Origin of the sequence: Serratia nevei (assembly GCF_024160145.1) — a bacterium.
GTDB lineage: Bacteria > Pseudomonadota > Gammaproteobacteria > Enterobacterales > Enterobacteriaceae > Serratia > Serratia nevei_A.
In genome coordinates, this window is record NZ_JAMYWQ010000003.1 from 116,236 (window position 1) to 132,474 (window position 16,239).

19 protein-coding genes and 1 pseudogene are annotated in these 16,239 nt (G+C 62.9%); 10 read left to right on the forward strand and 10 right to left on the reverse strand.

The genetic code is table 11. The annotated features are described in order from the left end of the window. Positions 1 to 46: 46 nt before the first annotated feature. From osmF to M6G53_RS04025, 4 genes are all read right to left on the reverse strand, one after another. Positions 47 to 976 (reverse strand): glycine betaine ABC transporter substrate-binding protein OsmF, encoded by a 930-nt coding sequence (gene osmF / locus M6G53_RS04010; protein WP_253329121.1) that lies wholly within the window; start codon positions 974 to 976, stop codon positions 47 to 49. Between the two features lie 40 nt (positions 977 to 1,016). Then, positions 1,017 to 2,048, reverse strand: coding sequence for a fatty acid desaturase (locus tag M6G53_RS04015; protein WP_253329123.1), 1,032 nt, complete (start codon positions 2,046 to 2,048; stop codon positions 1,017 to 1,019). Positions 2,049 to 2,205: 157 nt separating this feature from the next. Further along, on the reverse strand, positions 2,206 to 2,574 hold the full coding sequence (locus M6G53_RS04020; RefSeq protein WP_253329125.1) for a cell envelope integrity TolA C-terminal domain-containing protein: 369 nt from the start codon (positions 2,572 to 2,574) through the stop codon (positions 2,206 to 2,208). Positions 2,575 to 2,618: 44 nt separating this feature from the next. Next, positions 2,619 to 3,530 carry a LysR substrate-binding domain-containing protein gene (locus tag M6G53_RS04025; protein WP_253329127.1) on the reverse strand — a complete coding sequence of 304 codons (912 nt, stop codon included), beginning with the start codon at positions 3,528 to 3,530 and terminating at the stop codon, positions 2,619 to 2,621. Between the two features lie 140 nt (positions 3,531 to 3,670). Between M6G53_RS04025 and M6G53_RS04030 the strand changes: the two genes are divergently transcribed. The 3 genes from M6G53_RS04030 to M6G53_RS04040 are packed head-to-tail and all read left to right on the forward strand — an operon-like array spanning position 3,671 to position 6,801. After that, positions 3,671 to 4,315 carry a hydrolase gene (locus tag M6G53_RS04030; RefSeq protein ID WP_004939390.1) on the forward strand — a complete coding sequence of 215 codons (645 nt, stop codon included), beginning with the start codon at positions 3,671 to 3,673 and terminating at the stop codon, positions 4,313 to 4,315. 47 nt (positions 4,316 to 4,362) lie between these two features. Then, entirely contained in the window at positions 4,363 to 4,908 is a 546-nt protein-coding gene (locus M6G53_RS04035; protein WP_038880135.1) for an antibiotic biosynthesis monooxygenase, read from the forward strand. Between the two features lie 21 nt (positions 4,909 to 4,929). Beyond that, positions 4,930 to 6,801, forward strand: a complete 1,872-nt coding sequence (locus tag M6G53_RS04040; protein ID WP_253329129.1) for an amidohydrolase — start codon at positions 4,930 to 4,932, stop codon at positions 6,799 to 6,801. 102 nt (positions 6,802 to 6,903) lie between these two features. Here the strand turns inward: M6G53_RS04040 and M6G53_RS04045 are convergent, their stop codons facing one another. The 3 genes from M6G53_RS04045 to M6G53_RS04055 all read right to left on the reverse strand — a co-directional run bounded on the left by M6G53_RS04045 (position 6,904) and on the right by M6G53_RS04055 (position 9,078). Beyond that, positions 6,904 to 8,034, reverse strand: coding sequence for a Gfo/Idh/MocA family protein (locus M6G53_RS04045; RefSeq protein ID WP_253329131.1), 1,131 nt, complete (start codon positions 8,032 to 8,034; stop codon positions 6,904 to 6,906). A gap of 228 nt (positions 8,035 to 8,262) precedes the next feature. Beyond that, the gene (locus M6G53_RS04050) at positions 8,263 to 8,886 is read right to left on the reverse strand and encodes a glutathione S-transferase family protein (RefSeq protein ID WP_253329133.1); all 624 of its coding nucleotides are present in this window, start codon (positions 8,884 to 8,886) and stop codon (positions 8,263 to 8,265) included. A 9-nt stretch (positions 8,887 to 8,895) separates the two neighbouring features. Further along, the gene (locus M6G53_RS04055) at positions 8,896 to 9,078 is read right to left on the reverse strand and encodes a DUF1127 domain-containing protein (protein ID WP_253329135.1); all 183 of its coding nucleotides are present in this window, start codon (positions 9,076 to 9,078) and stop codon (positions 8,896 to 8,898) included. 180 nt (positions 9,079 to 9,258) lie between these two features. Here M6G53_RS04055 and M6G53_RS04060 point away from each other — a divergent pair, with 180 nt between their 5' ends. Beyond that, the gene (locus M6G53_RS04060) at positions 9,259 to 10,698 is read left to right on the forward strand and encodes an aminotransferase-like domain-containing protein (RefSeq protein WP_253329137.1); all 1,440 of its coding nucleotides are present in this window, start codon (positions 9,259 to 9,261) and stop codon (positions 10,696 to 10,698) included. Here the strand turns inward: M6G53_RS04060 and M6G53_RS04065 are convergent. Continuing rightward, positions 10,686 to 11,108, reverse strand: coding sequence for an NUDIX hydrolase (locus tag M6G53_RS04065; RefSeq protein WP_253329139.1), 423 nt, complete (start codon positions 11,106 to 11,108; stop codon positions 10,686 to 10,688). The two genes, M6G53_RS04060 and M6G53_RS04065, sit on opposite strands and share 13 nt — an antisense overlap. 106 nt (positions 11,109 to 11,214) lie before the next feature. Here M6G53_RS04065 and sseA point away from each other — a divergent pair, with 106 nt between their 5' ends. Next, on the forward strand, positions 11,215 to 12,060 hold the full coding sequence (gene sseA / locus M6G53_RS04070) for a 3-mercaptopyruvate sulfurtransferase (RefSeq protein ID WP_253329356.1): 846 nt from the start codon (positions 11,215 to 11,217) through the stop codon (positions 12,058 to 12,060). Here sseA and M6G53_RS04075 read toward each other — a convergent pair. Continuing rightward, on the reverse strand, positions 12,057 to 12,926 hold the full coding sequence (locus M6G53_RS04075) for a LysR substrate-binding domain-containing protein (RefSeq protein ID WP_253329141.1): 870 nt from the start codon (positions 12,924 to 12,926) through the stop codon (positions 12,057 to 12,059). The two genes, sseA and M6G53_RS04075, sit on opposite strands and share 4 nt — an antisense overlap. Before the next feature lie 151 nt (positions 12,927 to 13,077). On the opposite strand from M6G53_RS04075, the pseudogene M6G53_RS25570 reads away from it, so the two are divergent. The 5 genes and pseudogenes from M6G53_RS25570 to M6G53_RS04095 form a co-directional block, all read left to right on the forward strand. Further along, positions 13,078 to 13,197, forward strand: a pseudogene (locus M6G53_RS25570) (DUF4865 family protein); the annotation flags it as partial. 76 nt (positions 13,198 to 13,273) lie between these two features. Continuing rightward, positions 13,274 to 14,509, forward strand: coding sequence for an FAD-dependent oxidoreductase (locus tag M6G53_RS04080; protein WP_253329143.1), 1,236 nt, complete (start codon positions 13,274 to 13,276; stop codon positions 14,507 to 14,509). Between the two features lie 68 nt (positions 14,510 to 14,577). Continuing rightward, positions 14,578 to 14,838, forward strand: coding sequence for a type II toxin-antitoxin system Phd/YefM family antitoxin (locus M6G53_RS04085; protein WP_253329145.1), 261 nt, complete (start codon positions 14,578 to 14,580; stop codon positions 14,836 to 14,838). 1 nt (position 14,839) lies between these two features. Next, positions 14,840 to 15,136: a type II toxin-antitoxin system RelE/ParE family toxin gene (locus tag M6G53_RS04090; RefSeq protein WP_253329147.1), complete on the forward strand. Its 297-nt coding sequence runs from the start codon at positions 14,840 to 14,842 to the stop codon at positions 15,134 to 15,136. 33 nt (positions 15,137 to 15,169) lie between these two features. After that, the gene (locus M6G53_RS04095; protein ID WP_240022887.1) at positions 15,170 to 15,682 is read left to right on the forward strand and encodes a GNAT family N-acetyltransferase; all 513 of its coding nucleotides are present in this window, start codon (positions 15,170 to 15,172) and stop codon (positions 15,680 to 15,682) included. A 22-nt stretch (positions 15,683 to 15,704) separates the two neighbouring features. Here the strand turns inward: M6G53_RS04095 and M6G53_RS04100 are convergent, their stop codons facing one another. After that, positions 15,705 to 16,217 carry a DUF2165 family protein gene (locus M6G53_RS04100; protein ID WP_253329149.1) on the reverse strand — a complete coding sequence of 171 codons (513 nt, stop codon included), beginning with the start codon at positions 16,215 to 16,217 and terminating at the stop codon, positions 15,705 to 15,707. Positions 16,218 to 16,239 lie beyond the last annotated feature (22 nt).

Here is a 16,239-nt window from a genome sequence, read left to right on the forward strand (position 1 = left end):
CCCTCGGTTTACCCCCTCTCCCGACGGCAGAGGGGGCACCTCGGCATTATCCCTTAACAAACCCTTTCTCTTTCAGGTAAGCGGCCGCCACCTGTTTGGCGTCCTGGCCTTCTACGGCGATCTGCGCGTTGAGTTTTTGCAGCGTCGGCCCGTCCAGCGAGGCGAATACCGGCTTCAGCAGCTCAGGCAGATTGGCGTGCGCCTTCAGCGCCGCTTCGCGCACGATCGGCGCCGGTGCGTAGATCGGCTGTACGCCTTTCGGGTCCGCCAGCGTCTGCAGCCCCAGTGCCGCCACCGGTCCATCGGTGCCGTAGGCCATCGCCGCGTTGACGCCGGAGGTCTGCTCCGCCGCCGCCTTGATGGTCACCGCCGTGTCACCGCCGGCCAGGGACAGCAGCTGATCCTGATTCAGTTTGAAACCGTAGGCGTTCTGGAACGCCGGCAGCGCATCCGGCCGCTCGATAAATTCCGCCGAGGCCGCCAGCTTGAACTTGCCGCCGCCGTTGATCCACTTGCCGAGATCCGCCAGCGTTTTCAGATGGTTGGCCTGCGCCACGTCCTGACGAATGGCGATGGTCCAGGTGTTGTTGGCCGGCGCCGCATCCAGCCAGACGATTTTGTTTTTGTCGTAGTCGAGCTGCTTCACCTTCTCGAAGCCGGCCTGGGCCTTCTTCCACGCCGGATCTTTCTCATCGGAGAAGAAAAACGCGCCGTTGCCGGTGTATTCCGGATAGATGTCGATCTCGCCGGAGGTGATAGCCCCGCGCAGCACCTTGGTGGTACCGAGCTGCAGCTTGTTGGTGGTCTTGATGCCGTTGGCTTCCAGCACCTGCACGATGAGGTTGCCGAGCAGCGAACCTTCGGTATCGATCTTGGAGCCGACTCGCACCGAGTCGGCCGCCTGCGCCAGACCGCCGGTGGCCAGCAGGGCCAGCGCGACGGCAAAGGAACGTCCGCGTGATAAGGTGATTGCCATACTTTTCCTCTGGTTATACGTTTTCCGGCTCATGGACCGGTTAGGTTGGAAAATCCTGAGAAACGCGCTTCCAGCGCGCAATAAATTTTTCCGTCGGCAGGGCATCGCCTTCTCCCTGCGGTTCACCGGCGCGCAACGGATGCACGCCAACGTCGATCGGCGTCAGGGCGTAATCGCGCAGCCACTCGCCGTAGCCCTGCGCGACAAATCCCTGGCTGCGCCGCTGATACGCCTCACGCTCCGCCAGATAGATTTCGCGCAAACCATACCAGGGCAGGCCGGGCAGATCGTGGTGCACTAAATGGTAGTTCAGATTGAGAAACAGCAGCCGCCACGGCCAGCCCGCCTCATTAATAATAGATCGTGCCTGCGGTGCGTCCACGGCGCGATGCTCAAAAAACGATCTCACCTTGGTCAGCGCCAGCGCCGGGTAGCTGATGGCCAGCAGGTAAAACGCCATGCCGATACCCTGTGCCTGCAGCCAGTACAGCAGCATCGCCAACAGCGACAGGTGCACTCCCCACATGCCCCAGGCACGCCACTCCCCCGAGATGAGCGCTTTCACCGCCCCGGCCAGGGTCGCGGCGATATCCAGCGCCGGGCCGAGGAACAGCCGGCCGATCAGCGTATTGCGCACGGCGGCCAGCAGCGGCAACAGGCGAGGATAGCGCCGCCACTGCGCGGCGCTGAAGTAATAGCTTTCGGGATCTTCGTGCGGATCGGTCAGGTGGTCGTTGCGATGGTGGCGCAGATGCGAATCGCGATACAGCCCGTAGGGATACCACACCGCCAGCGGCAACAGGCCGAACAGCTGATTGACGCGCGGCCAGCGCGTCGGATGGCCGTGGATCAGCTCGTGTTGCAACGACATATACCAGGTGGTCAGCAGGATCAGCAGCGGCGCGCCCAGCCACGGGCCCAGCGTTTGCCACCCCAGCACTACGCCGAACCAGCCGCCGTACACCGCCGCCATGATCCCCCAGGTGGGCAATTCCATTCGCCAATGTCGGCGCCGATAAAGCTGCCTGATTCGTTCGCGCTGTTCGGGGTGCAAATAGTGGGCGTGGGACATGCTGCGGCTCGCGGTGAGAGATTTTCTCCCAGTATCCGTGAGCCGTGGCGGCGTTCAAAATAACGAAAATGGCAAAGCTAAGTGAAAATTCAGCGGGTTGCGTACCCGTAAAAGCGAAAAAACGGGCCACGCAGGCGGCCCGTCGATGACCTTCCCTTCAGGGAACGAAATCAAGCACCACGGCGTTGAACAGCGCGTACTCGGTGGCGTTGGCCATCGGCGGGAACTGCGCATGCTGCACCGCCGCGCTCGCCGCTGCGCACAGGGGCGCGTCGCCCCTCACGATCTTGCTGCTCGCCAGCTTGCCGTCCGGCCGCAGCCGAATGCTGATGGCGCAACGTTGGCCGCGCGCGCGCTCCGGCAAACGCAGCTCGCGGCTCACCGCGTTATGCACCCGCACCGGATAGCTGAGCGGCGCCGTGGCCAGCGCCTCGGCCTGCGGCCCCGGCAACGGGATGCCGGCCTGACGCCCGGCGCCGCAGCCGCTCAGCAGCAGCAACGCCAACAGGCTTAGTGTCTTTTTCATTCCCTATGTCCTTATTGGGGGGAGTCATCCTTATCGCGCGGCCCTTACTGCGCCGCCGGGTAAGCCTCGCCGTCATCCGCGTAGCGCTGCAATCGCTCACGCCACCACTTGGCCGCCAAGCCGCTGGCGCTTTCCCGCCAGCCGAAATAGGCAACGTCGCTGCAGCGCTCTGACTCAACGCGTTTCGCCACCAGTTCGCCGCTGTTCAGGTAAGGTTCCGCCAGAGAACGCGGCAGATAGCCGCAGCCCAACCCGGCCAACTGCGCCTGAAGTTTGGCGTCGAAACCGTAGACCGTCAGCGTATCCTGCTCTTCGAGCAGGTTCAGGCTCTGCGGCGCGTTGACGCGCGAGGTGTCGCGCACCACCACCGCCCGGTGCTGACGGATTTCGTCCTTCGGCAACGGTTCCGGTAACGTCGCCAGCGGATGCTGCGGCGCGACGGCGAACACGTAATCCAGCTGCCCCAGCCGGCTGAACGCATAACCTACCCGCGATGGCGGCTCGCAGATGGCACCGATGATAATGTCGGCGCAGCCATACACCAGCGATTCCCAGGAGCCGGCCAGCACCTCGTGGCTGAAACGCAGCCGGGTATGATGATGCTGCCGATAGAACTCGTCGATCAGCGGCAACAGGCGGGCAAACGGGAAGGAGGCGTCGATGCCGAGCGTGATCTCACTTTCCCATCCGTTCTCCACGTAGCGCGCCTGCTGCTCCAGATCCTGCGCCGCCCGCAGCAGCACCCGGCCTTTTTCCAGCATCAGCTTGCCGGTATCGGTGAACTTCGCCCGATGGCCGGAACGGTCCAGCAGGGTGATGTCGAGATCGTTCTCCAGCTTTTGCACCATATAGCTGAGTGCCGAAGGGGTTTTAAACAGTGCGGCGGCCGCGGCGGCGAAAGATCCGTGCCGGTCCAGCGCGTCCAAAATCAGCAGCGCTTCCAGGTTTAATCTCATGCTTTCTCCCGTGTATAAAAAAACTCAACAAGTCGGCAAAAATTCTGCGGTATCTTTGAAATCGCCCTCTGCCTACCATGCGTTTTATCGGCGTTACACTCATCAGATGTTCAACCGAAATATCACTGGGAAGGTAAATTATGTCCAAGTTTCAACTGCTTGATAAAGACAACTCCGCACTGATTTTTATCGATCATCAACCACAAATGGCCTTCGGCGTGGCTAATATTGATCGTCAGCAACTGAAAAACAACGTTGTCGGCCTGGCGAAGGCGGGCAAGATTTTCAACGTCCCCACCCTTTTCACCTCGGTAGAAACCGAAAGCTTCAGCGGCTATATCTGGCCGGAATTGCTGGCGGTACACCCTGAAATCACCCCGATTGAACGCACCTCGATGAACTCCTGGGAAGACGCGGCCTTCGTTAAAGCCGTGGAAGCCACCGGCCGCAAAAAGCTGGTGATTTCCGCGCTGTGGACCGAAGTGTGTCTGACCTTCCCGGCGCTGATGGCGCTGGAAGCCGGCTATGAAGTGTATGTGGTGACCGACACCTCCGGCGGCACCTCCGTCGATGCGCACGAGCGTTCGATCGACCGCATGGTGCAGGCCGGCGCCGTGCCGGTGACCTGGCAGCAGGTGCTGCTGGAGTACCAGCGCGACTGGGCGCGCAAAGATACCTACGACGCGGTGATGGCGCTGGTGCGCGAACACAGCGGCGCGTACGGCATGGGCGTCGACTACGCTTACACCATGGTGCACCACGCACCGGCTCGCACGGTGAAATAATCCCCTTGCCCCGGCCCTGCGCCGGGGTATTTTCAGGAGTCGGTTTTATGGCCCATCCGCAGCATGTCACGCTGGTGATCACCCACCGTTTGGCGCCGGGGAACGAGCAGGCCTATGAGGCCTGGCTGAACCGCATCATGCCCGACGCCGCGGGCTTCACCGGCCATTTGGGCGTCAACGTCATCCGCCCTTCCGGCGACGAACAGGCCTATACGGTGTTGGTCCGCTTCGACAACCTCGACAACCTGTACCGCTGGATCCACTCGCCGCTGCGCAAGCAATACATCGAAGAAGTCACCCCGCTGCTGCTGGAGAGCGACCATATCGAGATCCGCCCCGGCGCGGAGTTCTGGTTTACCCCGCCCAACCCCGGCGTGCGCCAGCCGCCCCAGTGGAAGCAGTTCATCATCACCCTGCTGGTGATTTTCCCTTCCACCAATCTGGTGCCCTGGTTTTGGGGGTTGGTGCTGCCGCAGCTGGACGGCACGCTGCTCGGCCATTTTCTCAATGACGCCACCGTGGTCGCCCTGGTGGTGTACCTGTGGATGCCCATCGTGACTCGCGTTTTTCATCAATGGCTGACCCGCCGCTAGGCGGTTCGCCGGGAGAATGTTATGAACCACCACGCTTCATTGATCATCACCAACGGCAAGTTTCACACCGTCGATCGCCAAAATCCCACCGCACAGGCGGTCGCCATCCGCGACGGCAAGTTTCTGGCGGTCGGTAGCGAAAGCGAAGTCATGCAGCACGCCGGGCCGGAAACCCAGGTGATCGACCTGCATGGCCACACCGCTATTCCAGGCCTGAACGACTCGCACCTGCACCTGATCCGCGGCGGCCTGAACTATAACCTGGAGCTGCGCTGGGAAGGCGTGCCTTCGCTGGCCGACGCCCTGCGCATGTTGAAAGAGCAGGCGCTGCGCACGCCAAACCCGCAGTGGGTACGGGTGGTCGGCGGCTGGACCGAATTCCAGTTCGCCGAACGCCGCATGCCGACGCTGGACGAGATCAACCAGGCGGCGCCGGACACGCCGGTGTTTATTCTGCACCTCTACGATCGCGCGCTGCTCAACCGCGCGGCGCTGAAGGTGGTCGGCTACACCAAAGACACGCCGAACCCGCCGGGCGGCGAGATCCAGCGCGACGCCAACGGCAACCCGACCGGCATGCTGATCGCCAAGCCCAACGCCATGATCCTGTACGCCACGCTGGCGAAAGGGCCGAAGCTGCCGCTGGAACAGCAGGTCAATTCCACCCGCCAGTTTATGCGCGAGCTGAACCGTCTGGGCCTCACCAGCGCCATCGATGCCGGCGGCGGCTTCCAGAACTACCCGGAGGATTATCAGGTGATCGCCGAGCTGCACGAGAAAAAGCAGCTGACCATCCGCATCGCCTATAACCTGTTCACCCAGCGGCCGAAGCAGGAGCTGGAAGACTTCGAGCTGTGGACCGACATGCTCAAGCCGGGTCAGGGTACCGACTTCTATCGCCACAACGGCGCCGGCGAGATGCTGGTGTTCTCCGCCGCCGACTTCGAAGACTTCCTGCAGCCGCGCCCGGATCTGCCGCCGGGTACCGAAGACGAGCTGGAGCGGGTGGTGCGCCATCTGGTCGAGCACCGCTGGCCGTTCCGCCTGCACGCCACCTATGACGAGTCCATCAGCCGCATGCTGGACGTGTTCGAGAAGGTGAACCGCGACATTCCGTTCAACGGGCTGCACTGGCTGTTCGACCACGCCGAAACCATTACCGAGCGCAATATCGAGCGGGTCAAGGCATTGGGCGGCGGCATTGCGGTGCAGCACCGCATGGCGTTCCAGGGCGAATATTTCGCCGACCGCTACGGCATCGAAGCCACCAAACATACGCCGCCGGTGGCGAAAATGCTGGCGGCCGAGCTGCCGGTCGGGCTGGGCACCGACGCCACCCGCGTCGCCAGCTACAACCCGTGGACGGCGCTGTACTGGCTGGTTTCCGGCCGCACCGTCGGCGGCATGGCGATGTACGACGACAGCGCCCGGCTGGATCGCGAAACGGCGCTGATGCTGTGGACGCAAGGCAGCGCCTGGTTCTCCACCGAACAGGGCAAAAAAGGCCAGATCAAGGTCGGCCAGCTGGCGGATGTGGCAGTGTTGTCGCAGGACTATTTCAGCGTGCCGGAAGAGCAGATCAAAGGCATCGAGTCGGTAATGACGGTGGTGGACGGCAAGGTGGTCTACGCCGCCGGCAGCTTCTCGCCGCTGGCGCCGCCGCCGCTGCCGGTGCTGCCGGAGTGGTCGCCGGTCACCCGGGTGCCGGGCCACTACCGCTCCGCGCCGCCGTCGGCGGCGGCCAAAGTCGGCGTGCTGAGCCAGGCGCACCAATGCTGTGGCCCGTGCGGTGTACACGCGCATCAGCATGACATTGCGCGCCGTTCCAGCATCCCAGTGTCGGACGAGAATGCCTTCTGGGGCGCGTTCGGCTGTTCGTGCTTCTCGTTCTAAGTTGCCAGGTCAGCAACTTATTATGCAACTAGCTTAATAAGATATTAAGTTAACAACATAACAGCCTAATGGCGCTGTCCACGGGAGAGCGCCATTTCATTTTCAATCGCGGTTGATCTCCAGCCAGCGCCGCTGCTCGGCGGAGGCGGCTATCGCATCCAGCACGCAAGATACCTTCCAGCCTTCTTCAAAGTCCGGCCACATGCGATCGCCCGCGGCGATGCCGTTGACCAGATCGCGGATCTCCACCGTCTTCTGATCGTTAAAGCCGATGCCGTGCCCGGCGCTGATGCAGAACGCTGCGTAGTCCGGGTGCTTCGGCCCCACCAGCAGCGTTTTGAACCCCTGCCGCTCCGCCGGCTCATCGTGCCGATACACCTTCAGCTCCGCCATCCGTTCCTGGGTATAGCTCAGCGTGCCCTTGGTGCCGGTGACCACATAGGTCAGCCCCATCTTACGCCCACAGGCGATGCGCGAGGTTTCGAGAGTGCCCATCGCCCCGCCGGCGAAACGCAGCAGCGCGCTGGCCTGATCTTCGTTTTCCACCGGCAGCAGGCGCGCCGGATCTTGCGGGTCAGGACGCTGTTTGATCACGGTCTGCATATCGCCACAGACCGCCACGACATCGCCCACCAGGTAGTGGGCCATGTTGACGATATGCGCCGCCAGATCCCCCAGCGCGCCCAGCCCGGCGCTGGCGCGGCGGCAGTGCCAGTCGATCGGCGTACGCGGGTCGGCCAGATAATCCTCATTGTGGGTGCCGTAAAAATGCACCACCTCGCCGATTTCGCCGTTGGCAATGATCTCGCGCGCCAGCTGGCTGGTCGGGTTCTTCATGTAGTTGAAACCGACCAGCGTTTTCACGCCCTTGGCGCGGGCGGCCTGCACCATCTCCGCCGCGTCGGCGGCGTCCAGCGCCAGCGGCTTTTCCGAATACACGTGCTTGCCGTGGCGGATCGCCTCCAGCGCCATCTCTTTGTGCAAGAAGTTGGGCGCGCAGATGTCCACCACGTCGATCGCCGGATCGGCCACCAGCTGCCGCCAATCGCCGGTCGAGCGCGCAAAACCGAACTCGCTGGCGCGCTGCGCCGCCAGCTCGGGCGCCACTTCCGCCAGCATCTCCAGCACCAGTTCCCCTTTCAGAGGAAAGACCGTGGGGGCCTGCGCATAGGCGATAGCGTGACAACGCCCGATATAACCGGTGCCGATTAACCCAACGCGTACCTGTTTCATCATTTTCTCCCGTGATCAAAATCCTGCGTAGAACCAGGCGCAGCTCAATGAAACGCGCCGTCTGATAACGGGTTTATATGGAATATAAATTTCAACAACAAGCACACGGGAAAATAAAGTTCACATTCGTGATGCCGTTCATGAAACGTTGACGGGATGATGCAACGCAGAAAGTCCAGACACGGCCTGCCGTATCCGGACGAGATAAAATGAACCGTTTATTTCATATCACGGTAAACCGTTGGCGCCGTGCTGCACGTAGCCGGGGCGTTGCAGCAGGCGCTGCTGATAGGCCGCCAGCGCCGCATAATCCGGTCGTTCGAACGGCGTCATCAGCCAGCGATTCAGCGACAGCCCCAGCACCACGTCCGCCAGCGTGAAGGCGGCGCCGGCGGCATAAGGGCCGTGCTGCGCCAAATGCCTGTCCAGCAGCCCCATCAGCCGGTTCCACTCACGCTCGGCGGCGGCCAGGCTGGCGGCATCCTGATAATCCGCATGCCCACGCACCCGCGACATGAATACATAGCGCCAGGCGCCGTTCAGATCGGTGGCCTGCCAGTCCATCCACATCTCCACCGCCGCGCGCGCGCCGGGCTCCTGCGGCAGCAGATCGCAGCGCCCTTCCCGCCCCGCCAGATAGCGGCATATGGTGTTCGACTCCCACAGCACCCGCTCGCCGTCGATCAGCACCGGCACCAGGCCGTTCGGGTTCAGCGCCAGAAACGCCGGTTCCTGCGTGGAGCGAAAGCCGCTGCCCCAGTCCTCCCGCGCCAGCGGCAACCCCAGCTCCTGGCAGGTCCACAGCACCTTACGCACGTTGATCGATGAAGCCTTGCCCAATAGTTTCAGCATTTGCTTTCCTTATTCTCTCCAGAACGGTTTATAGCCTTCACGCCGGGCTTCCGTCTGCGTCAAGCCGATGTCCGCCAGCTGCCTGTCGTTCAGCAGTAACAGCTCCTTTCTCGTTCTGTGTCGCAACAGATAGAGACGCCAGCGTGACCCCCCTACCGAGCGCCGCCGCGGCGTACCAGCAAACAGAGGCATATTGTTATTCTCCCTGATGTTTTCACGTTGCAGTCATCATGCTCGCCGGGAGGAAAACAATACAGATTCACGCTGGCGCTATTTTTTTCATACAGCTGTGCCAAAAAAACCGCTGAATGGTTTACTTTGAAAGCATCTGTACCGGTTTTTTAATTCTTCATCCTGATAAGAGGCCTCTGTATGACACGCTACGCCACCCTGGCCGCCATTCTCAGCCAACGCATTCAGCAAGGGCTGTATCCGGCCGGCCACCGCCTGCCTTCGGTGCGCACGCTGAGCCAGGAGCACGGCGTCAGCATCAGTACGGTACAGCAAGCCTACCGGCTGCTGGAGGAACAGCGCCTGGTGGAAGCGCGGCCGAAGTCGGGCTACTTCGTGCATACGCAGCGCGCGCAGGCCGAGCTGCCCGCCATGACGGCGCCGGTGCAGCGGCCGGTAGACATTTCGCAATGGGAGCAGGTGCTGGAGCTGGTGCGCAGCCGGCCGCGCGAGGGCCTGATCCAGCTGGGGCGCGGCATGCCGGATATCGCTGAACCGACGATGAAACCGCTGATCGTCGCCCTGCGCAACGCCGCCCGCCACGGCGACCTGCGCAGCCTGTACTACGACAGCATTCAGGGCGTGGCCGCGCTGCGCGAACAGGTCGCTCGTCTGCTGCTGGATTCCGGCTGCCAAATCGGCCCCGATCAGTTGCTGATCACCACCGGCTGCCAGGAAGCGATCTCTGCCGGGCTGCGCGCCGTTTGCCAACCCGGCGACATCGTGGCGGTCGACTCGCCCTGCTTCCACGGCACCATGCAGACGCTGAAGGGCCTGGGTATCAAGGCGCTGGAAATCCCCACCGACCCGCTCACCGGCGTCAGCCTGGCCGCGCTGGAGATGGCGCTGGAACAGTGGCCGGTCAAGGCCATCCTGCTGACGCCCAACTGCAATAACCCGCTGGGCTACATCATGCCCGACGCCCACAAACTGCGGCTGCTGACGCTGGCGCAGCGCCACGACGCGGCGATCATCGAGGACGACGTCTACGGCGACATCGCCTATCACTACCCGCGGCCACGCACCATCAAGTCGTTCGACGAAGACGGCCGCGTGCTGCTGTGCAGCTCGTTTTCCAAAACGCTGGCGCCGGGGCTGCGGGTGGGCTGGATCGCGCCCGGCCGCTACCTGGAGCGGGTGCTGCACATGAAGTTCATCGGCTCCGGTGCCACTGCCACCCAGCCGCAGCTGGCGATCGCCGAATTTATCCGCGGCGGGCACTATCTGCAGCACCTGCGGCGCATGCGTGCCCGCTACCAGCAGAACCGCGATCGCATGACCGATCTTATCCTGAAGCACTTCCCGGCCGGCACCCGCGTCAGCCGGCCACGCGGCGGCTTTATGCTGTGGATCGAACTGGACGAGGCGTTCGACACCCTGCGGCTGAACCGCCATCTCGAGCCGCAGGGCGTGCAGATCGCCGTCGGCAGCATCTTTTCCGCCGCCGGCAAATACCGCAACTGCCTGCGCATCAACTATGCGCCTAAGCTGACGGCGGAGATCGAACAGGCGGTGCTGCGGGTCGGCGCCACCATCCAGCGGCTGATGCCGAACGGCGTGCTGCAACTTCAGACGGACTGAAGCAAAAACTCCGCCACCCGGCGGCGCAGATGTTCGATGCCCTGCGGATGGTGAATAAACTGCGCCACCGGCATCATCTGCCAGCGCTGGCCTTCATCGCCGAAGCAAATGGCAGCGATCTGCGCCGGGGCGATCTCGCCGGCCATAAACCAGGTCGGCGGGGAGCCGGGCAAGATGCCGTCGTAGCGCCGCCGCCAGGTCACCTGGCATTCGGCGATCGCCACGCCGAATTCTTCCAGCGTCTCCCGCTGCACGCACTGCAGCGGCGTTTCGCCGTTTTCCCGCCCGCCGCCGGGCAGATCCCACAGGCCGGGCCACGGAATGCCCGGCTTGTCGTCCCGTTGGTAAACCAGCAAGCGACCGTCGCACAGCAGCGCGATCTTGGCTCCGCCAAACGCCTGATCCGTCATATTTTCTCCGCTCCCCGCCCATCCTCTTTGACTGAACATCATACTTCATCCCCGCGCGGCCTGGTGTATAGTGAAAATCCGTTTTCACAACAGGCGAACAATGACGATGAACTCTCCGTTTCTGGTGACTCCCCAATGGCTTGCGCAGCATATCAACGATGAAAATCTGGCGGTGATCGACGTCCGGATGTCTCCGGTCGGGCTGACGCCGAAGAAAGACATGCTTGCCGAGTTCGAACGCGGCCATATCCCTGGCGCGGTCTATTTCGATATCGACGAGGTGGCGGACCAAAACACCGCGCTGCCGCACATGCTGCCGACGGCGGCAGAGTTTGGCGCGGCGGTGGGCAAGCTGGGCATCAGCGAGCGCGATACCCTGGTGATTTACGATGAGGGCAACCAGTTCTCCGCGCCGCGCGGCTGGTGGACCTTCCGCAATTTCGGCGCCCGGCATGTTTACGTGCTGGACGAAGGGCTGAACGGCTGGACCGCGCTGGGCCAAGCGCTGGAGACCGGCCCGGCGCAGCCTGAGCCGCAGACGTTCAACGCCCGGTTCAACGCCGACGCGGTGGTGGATATGCGGCAAGTGGAACAGGCGTTAGGCACGCCGGTGCAAATTCTCGACGCGCGCGCCGCGCCGCGCTTTTATGCCGAAGCGCCGGAGCCGCGCCCCGGCCTGCACCGCGGTCATATTCCCGGCAGCATCAACATTCCGTACGGCGAGCTGCTGGAGAACGGCCGCTTCAAATCGCTGGAGGCGCTGCGCCAAACCTTCAACGACAAGGGCGTGGACATCAACGGGCCGATCATCACCAGCTGCGGCTCCGGCGTGACGGCGGCGGTGCTGGCGTTCGGCCTGCTGTCGCTCGGCGCGCCGCAGGTCAAGCTGTATGACGGCGCCTGGAGCGAATGGGGCCAGCTGAGCGGCAAGCAGCCTATCGCCCAAGATTAAGTGCCGATCCGTTCGACCACGATCTGCGCCAGCCGCTGCACGGCGGCGGAAGGCTGATCCTCGGCGCGGTGCAGCACCACGCCGAGCTGGCCGAGAGCGGGCAGCAGATCGGGTGCCAGCGGCACCAGGCCAGGCGGCAAACCGGCCGCGGCCCGCACCGTAACGCCCAATCCGGCGCTCACCGCCGCCCACACGCCATTCAGGCTGCGGCTGGTAAAGGCGATGCGCCAGGGAATGCCGGCGCGATCCAGCGCCTGCGTCGCCGCGCTGCGCATCAGGCAAGGCGCGTCGAACATCACCAGCGGCAGCGGCTCATTCCCTTCCCGCCACGGCGCCAGCGCCAAGCCGGGCGAGGCGATCCAGTGCAGCTGCCGCTGCCCCAGCGCCTGATGAAACGGCGTGCTCAAACCGCCATCCCACGCCAGCGACAGATCCAACTGGCCTTTCAGCACCCAGTCGATCAGCTCGGCATTGCGGGCGATGCGCGCCTCGATGCGCACCTTCGGATTGGCGCGCGCGAAGCTGCCCAATACCTGCGGCAGAAACGTCTCGCCGAAATCCTCCTGCAGCCCCAGCCGCACCGTGCCCTGCAGATCCAACCCGCGCACCGCGGCGGCGGCTTCGTCATTGAGCTCCAGCAGACGGCGCGCGTAGCCGAGCAGGGTTTCCCCCGCCTCGGTCATCACCATGCCGCGCCCGGCCTTGCGCAGGATCGGCGCGCCGACCTGCTGTTCCAGCTTTTTCAGGTGGGCGCTGACCGCTGAAGTCGAGCGCCCTAACCGTTCAGCGGCCTTGGCAAAGCTGCCCAGTTCGACGCCGGTAACAAAGCTGCGCAAATCCTCGAGATCGAACGTTATTCGCCCCATGCTGACCATCCTGATTTTCTGAATCATCAATCAAAATAATACCGATTTTACTGATAAAGATGGCGTGTCACGCTCTCCCGGTCAACGTCTTTCCGGAGAATCCTTATGCTCGCGATGCAATACCGTTTCACCCTGCCCGCCGATTACGACATGGCGGTTAGTGCGGCTGGATATCTGGCGCGAACCGCCGCAAAACAGCCCGCCGTTCCGCGTCGGCCATCTGTCCGCCCCCTTTGACCACACTGCGCCGCGGGTTGACAGCCAAACTTGATATTGATAATCATTATCAACACTAAACATTGATTTGCGGTTCGCGGGATGCGGGCCGCTCTCCGGGGTCAACCGCCATGCCGTCATCACCGATCACACCTTACGCCACCACCTGCTGCATCGTGGGGGGCGGCCCAGCCGGGCTAATGCTCGGCTATCTGCTGGCGCGGGCGGGGATCGACGTGACGGTGCTGGAGAAGCACGCCGACTTCCTGCGCGATTTTCGCGGTGACACCATTCACCCGTCGACGCTGGAAGTCATGCACCAGCTGGGGCTGCTCGACGAACTGCTGACGCTGCCGCACCAGCGCGCCGAATCCCTGCACGCCGAAGTCGCCGGGCGCGACATTAAGCTGGCGGATTTCACCCGCCTGCCGACGCGCTGCAAATTTATCGCCTTTATGCCGCAGTGGGAGTTCCTCAACTTTTTGGCGCAGCAGGCCGCCGCATTCCCCCATTTCAGGCTGCTCACCTCGACGCAGGTTCATCAGCTACTCTACGACCGCGGCCAGGTATGCGGCGTGCTGGCCGACACGCCGGAGGGCCCAATCCGCGTGCGCAGCCAGCTGGTGATCGGCACCGACGGCCGCAACTCGGTGGTGCGCGAGCAGGCGGCGCTCAGCAGCCGCTCCTTCGGCGCCCCGCGCGACGTAGTGTGGATGAAGCTCAGCAAGCAGCCGGGCGATCCGGCCTGGTCGATGGGCCATACCGGGCCGAAGCAGAACTTCATCATGATCGACCGCGGCGACTACTGGCAGTGCGGCTACTCGATCGATAAAGGCAGCTTCGACGCGATCCGCCGCAGCGGCCTGGAGAAATTTTTGCTGCACCTCGCCGAGGTGGCGCCATTCCAGGACGATCGCCTGCAGGAGATCGTCGAGTGGGATCAGGTGAAGCTGCTGAGCATCCGCATCGATCGTCTGGATCGCTGGGCCAAACCGGGTGTGCTGTGCATCGGCGACGCCGCGCACGCCATGTCGCCGATCGGCGGCGTGGGCGTCAATCTGGCGATTCAGGACGCGGTGGCCGCCGCCAACGCCCTGATCCCGCCGCTGCGCCAACATCGGCTGCAGCTGAAGCATCTGCTGAACGTGCAGCGCCGGCGCGAATTCCCCACCCGGGCCATCCAGTTTTTGCAGATCAAAATGAGCCAACGCAAGCCGGGCGAACGCCGCGCGGCGGGCGGCTCGCGCCTGATCGCCCGCGTCGGCAACAGCCGCTGGCTGCCGCGCCTGTTCGGCCGCATCATCGGCCTGGGCTTTCGCCGCGAAACGCCGCGACATCTGTCCAGCGAAACCTGCCCGCCGGAATAATATTGGTTGTTTTTCCATCGCACCGTATAATGGTTAAATCGAACGATTTAATTAACTGGAGCGATTAAATGTACGCACTCAGCGCGAACGAGGCCAAAACCCAATTCGGCGATTTGCTGCTCAAGGCGCAGCGTGAGCCAGTGCAAATCAATCGCAACGGCAAACCGGTCGTCGTCGTCATGTCGGTAGAAGACTACCAGGCGCTGGAAGATCTCAAATTACGCGCGCTGCAGCAAAAAATCGCGCAGGCTACCGCCGAGGAAGACGCCGGTAAGGCGATAGACGGCGATGCCTTCTTCAACCGTCTGCTCACCGACGAACCCGACTGATATGCCCGCGTTTCGCCTCACCCCGCAAGCCCAACAAGATCTGTTGGCTATTCGTCATTTCACCGTCGAGCACTGGGGCAAAGCGCAATCTCGCCGCTATCTTGAGCAGTTGAGAGAGGTCATGCATCATCTGGCGGATATGCCGGAAGCGGGTAAGGCCCACTTTCACGATCTGGGCGAAGAGATACGCAGTTTTCCTTACGCCAGCCATAGGATCTACTACCGCAGCCGCCCTGCCGGCATCACCGTTCTTGCCATTCTGCATCAGGCGATGGTGCCCCACCGGCATCTGGAATAACGGCTGTAATTTTTCTTACTCAAAGGGGCACAGATGTTCACCGTCCGTCAGGCATTGCTGGAAGATTTAACGCAGGTGCGCGATATCGGCATCCGCACCTATCGCGCGCACTTCGGTGAGCTGTGGCGCTACCCGCACGAGCTGGAGGCCTTTCTGGCCGAGGATTTTTCCGTCTCCGCGCTGGAACGGACGCTGCGCGATCCCGACGTGTGCTGGCTGTTGGCCTATGAGGATGACGCCCTGGTCGGCTATGCGCGCGTGAACTTCGACAGCCTGTTGGCCGCCACCCAACGGCGCGGCGCCGAACTGCAAAAGATCTACTTCCTGCCGGACTACGCCGGGCGCGGTTTCGGCCGACAGTTTTTCGAACAGGTGCAGCGGCGGGCCGTCGAACGCCGGCAGCCCCTGCTGTGGCTGGAAGTGCTGAAACAGAACGCCGACGCCCAGCGCTTTTATCAGCGGCAAGGCCTGGCCGTATGCGGCGAGGCCCAATACACCAGCGAACAGGGTGCCATCGAACTTTGGACGATGAGCAAGGCGCTGTAACCGCGCCCCGCTCCGCCGTCGTTTAGCGCGGCTCCCGCTGCAGCATCAGGAACAGCAAGGCAAACGCATTGGGCGCCAGGTAGATCAGCGCCCCCAGCTGCACCGCCAGCGGGTTCTCCTTGGCCTGCCAGGCCATAAACCAGTCGCCGGCGACCACCATAAAGCCGATGCCCCACACCGCGATCGCGCAAAGCGCCCCCAGCATCGCCCAGGCTTTGCCCTTGGCGAAGGCGGCGTAAGCGCCTTTCAATCGCCCGATCATCAGCACCACGCCTGCGGCCGCGAATAGGCCGGCCAGCGTTTCCAGCGTGGTGATGACAGCCAACCCCAACATGCAGGCCCAGTCGGCGCTGATCGCGCGCCACATCAACCCCGGCGTCTGATAGGTATCCTGCATGGCGAGCAGCGGGCCCACCGCATTGCGCGCAGTGCCGGCGAAATCCGCCGTATTGTTCAACAGGCTGAACAGCCCCCACAGGGCCGGAAACAGGGACAGGACGATGCAACCGAGGCGTGACACAGTGATTTCGTTCATGGTTATCCTTAATTAATAAACT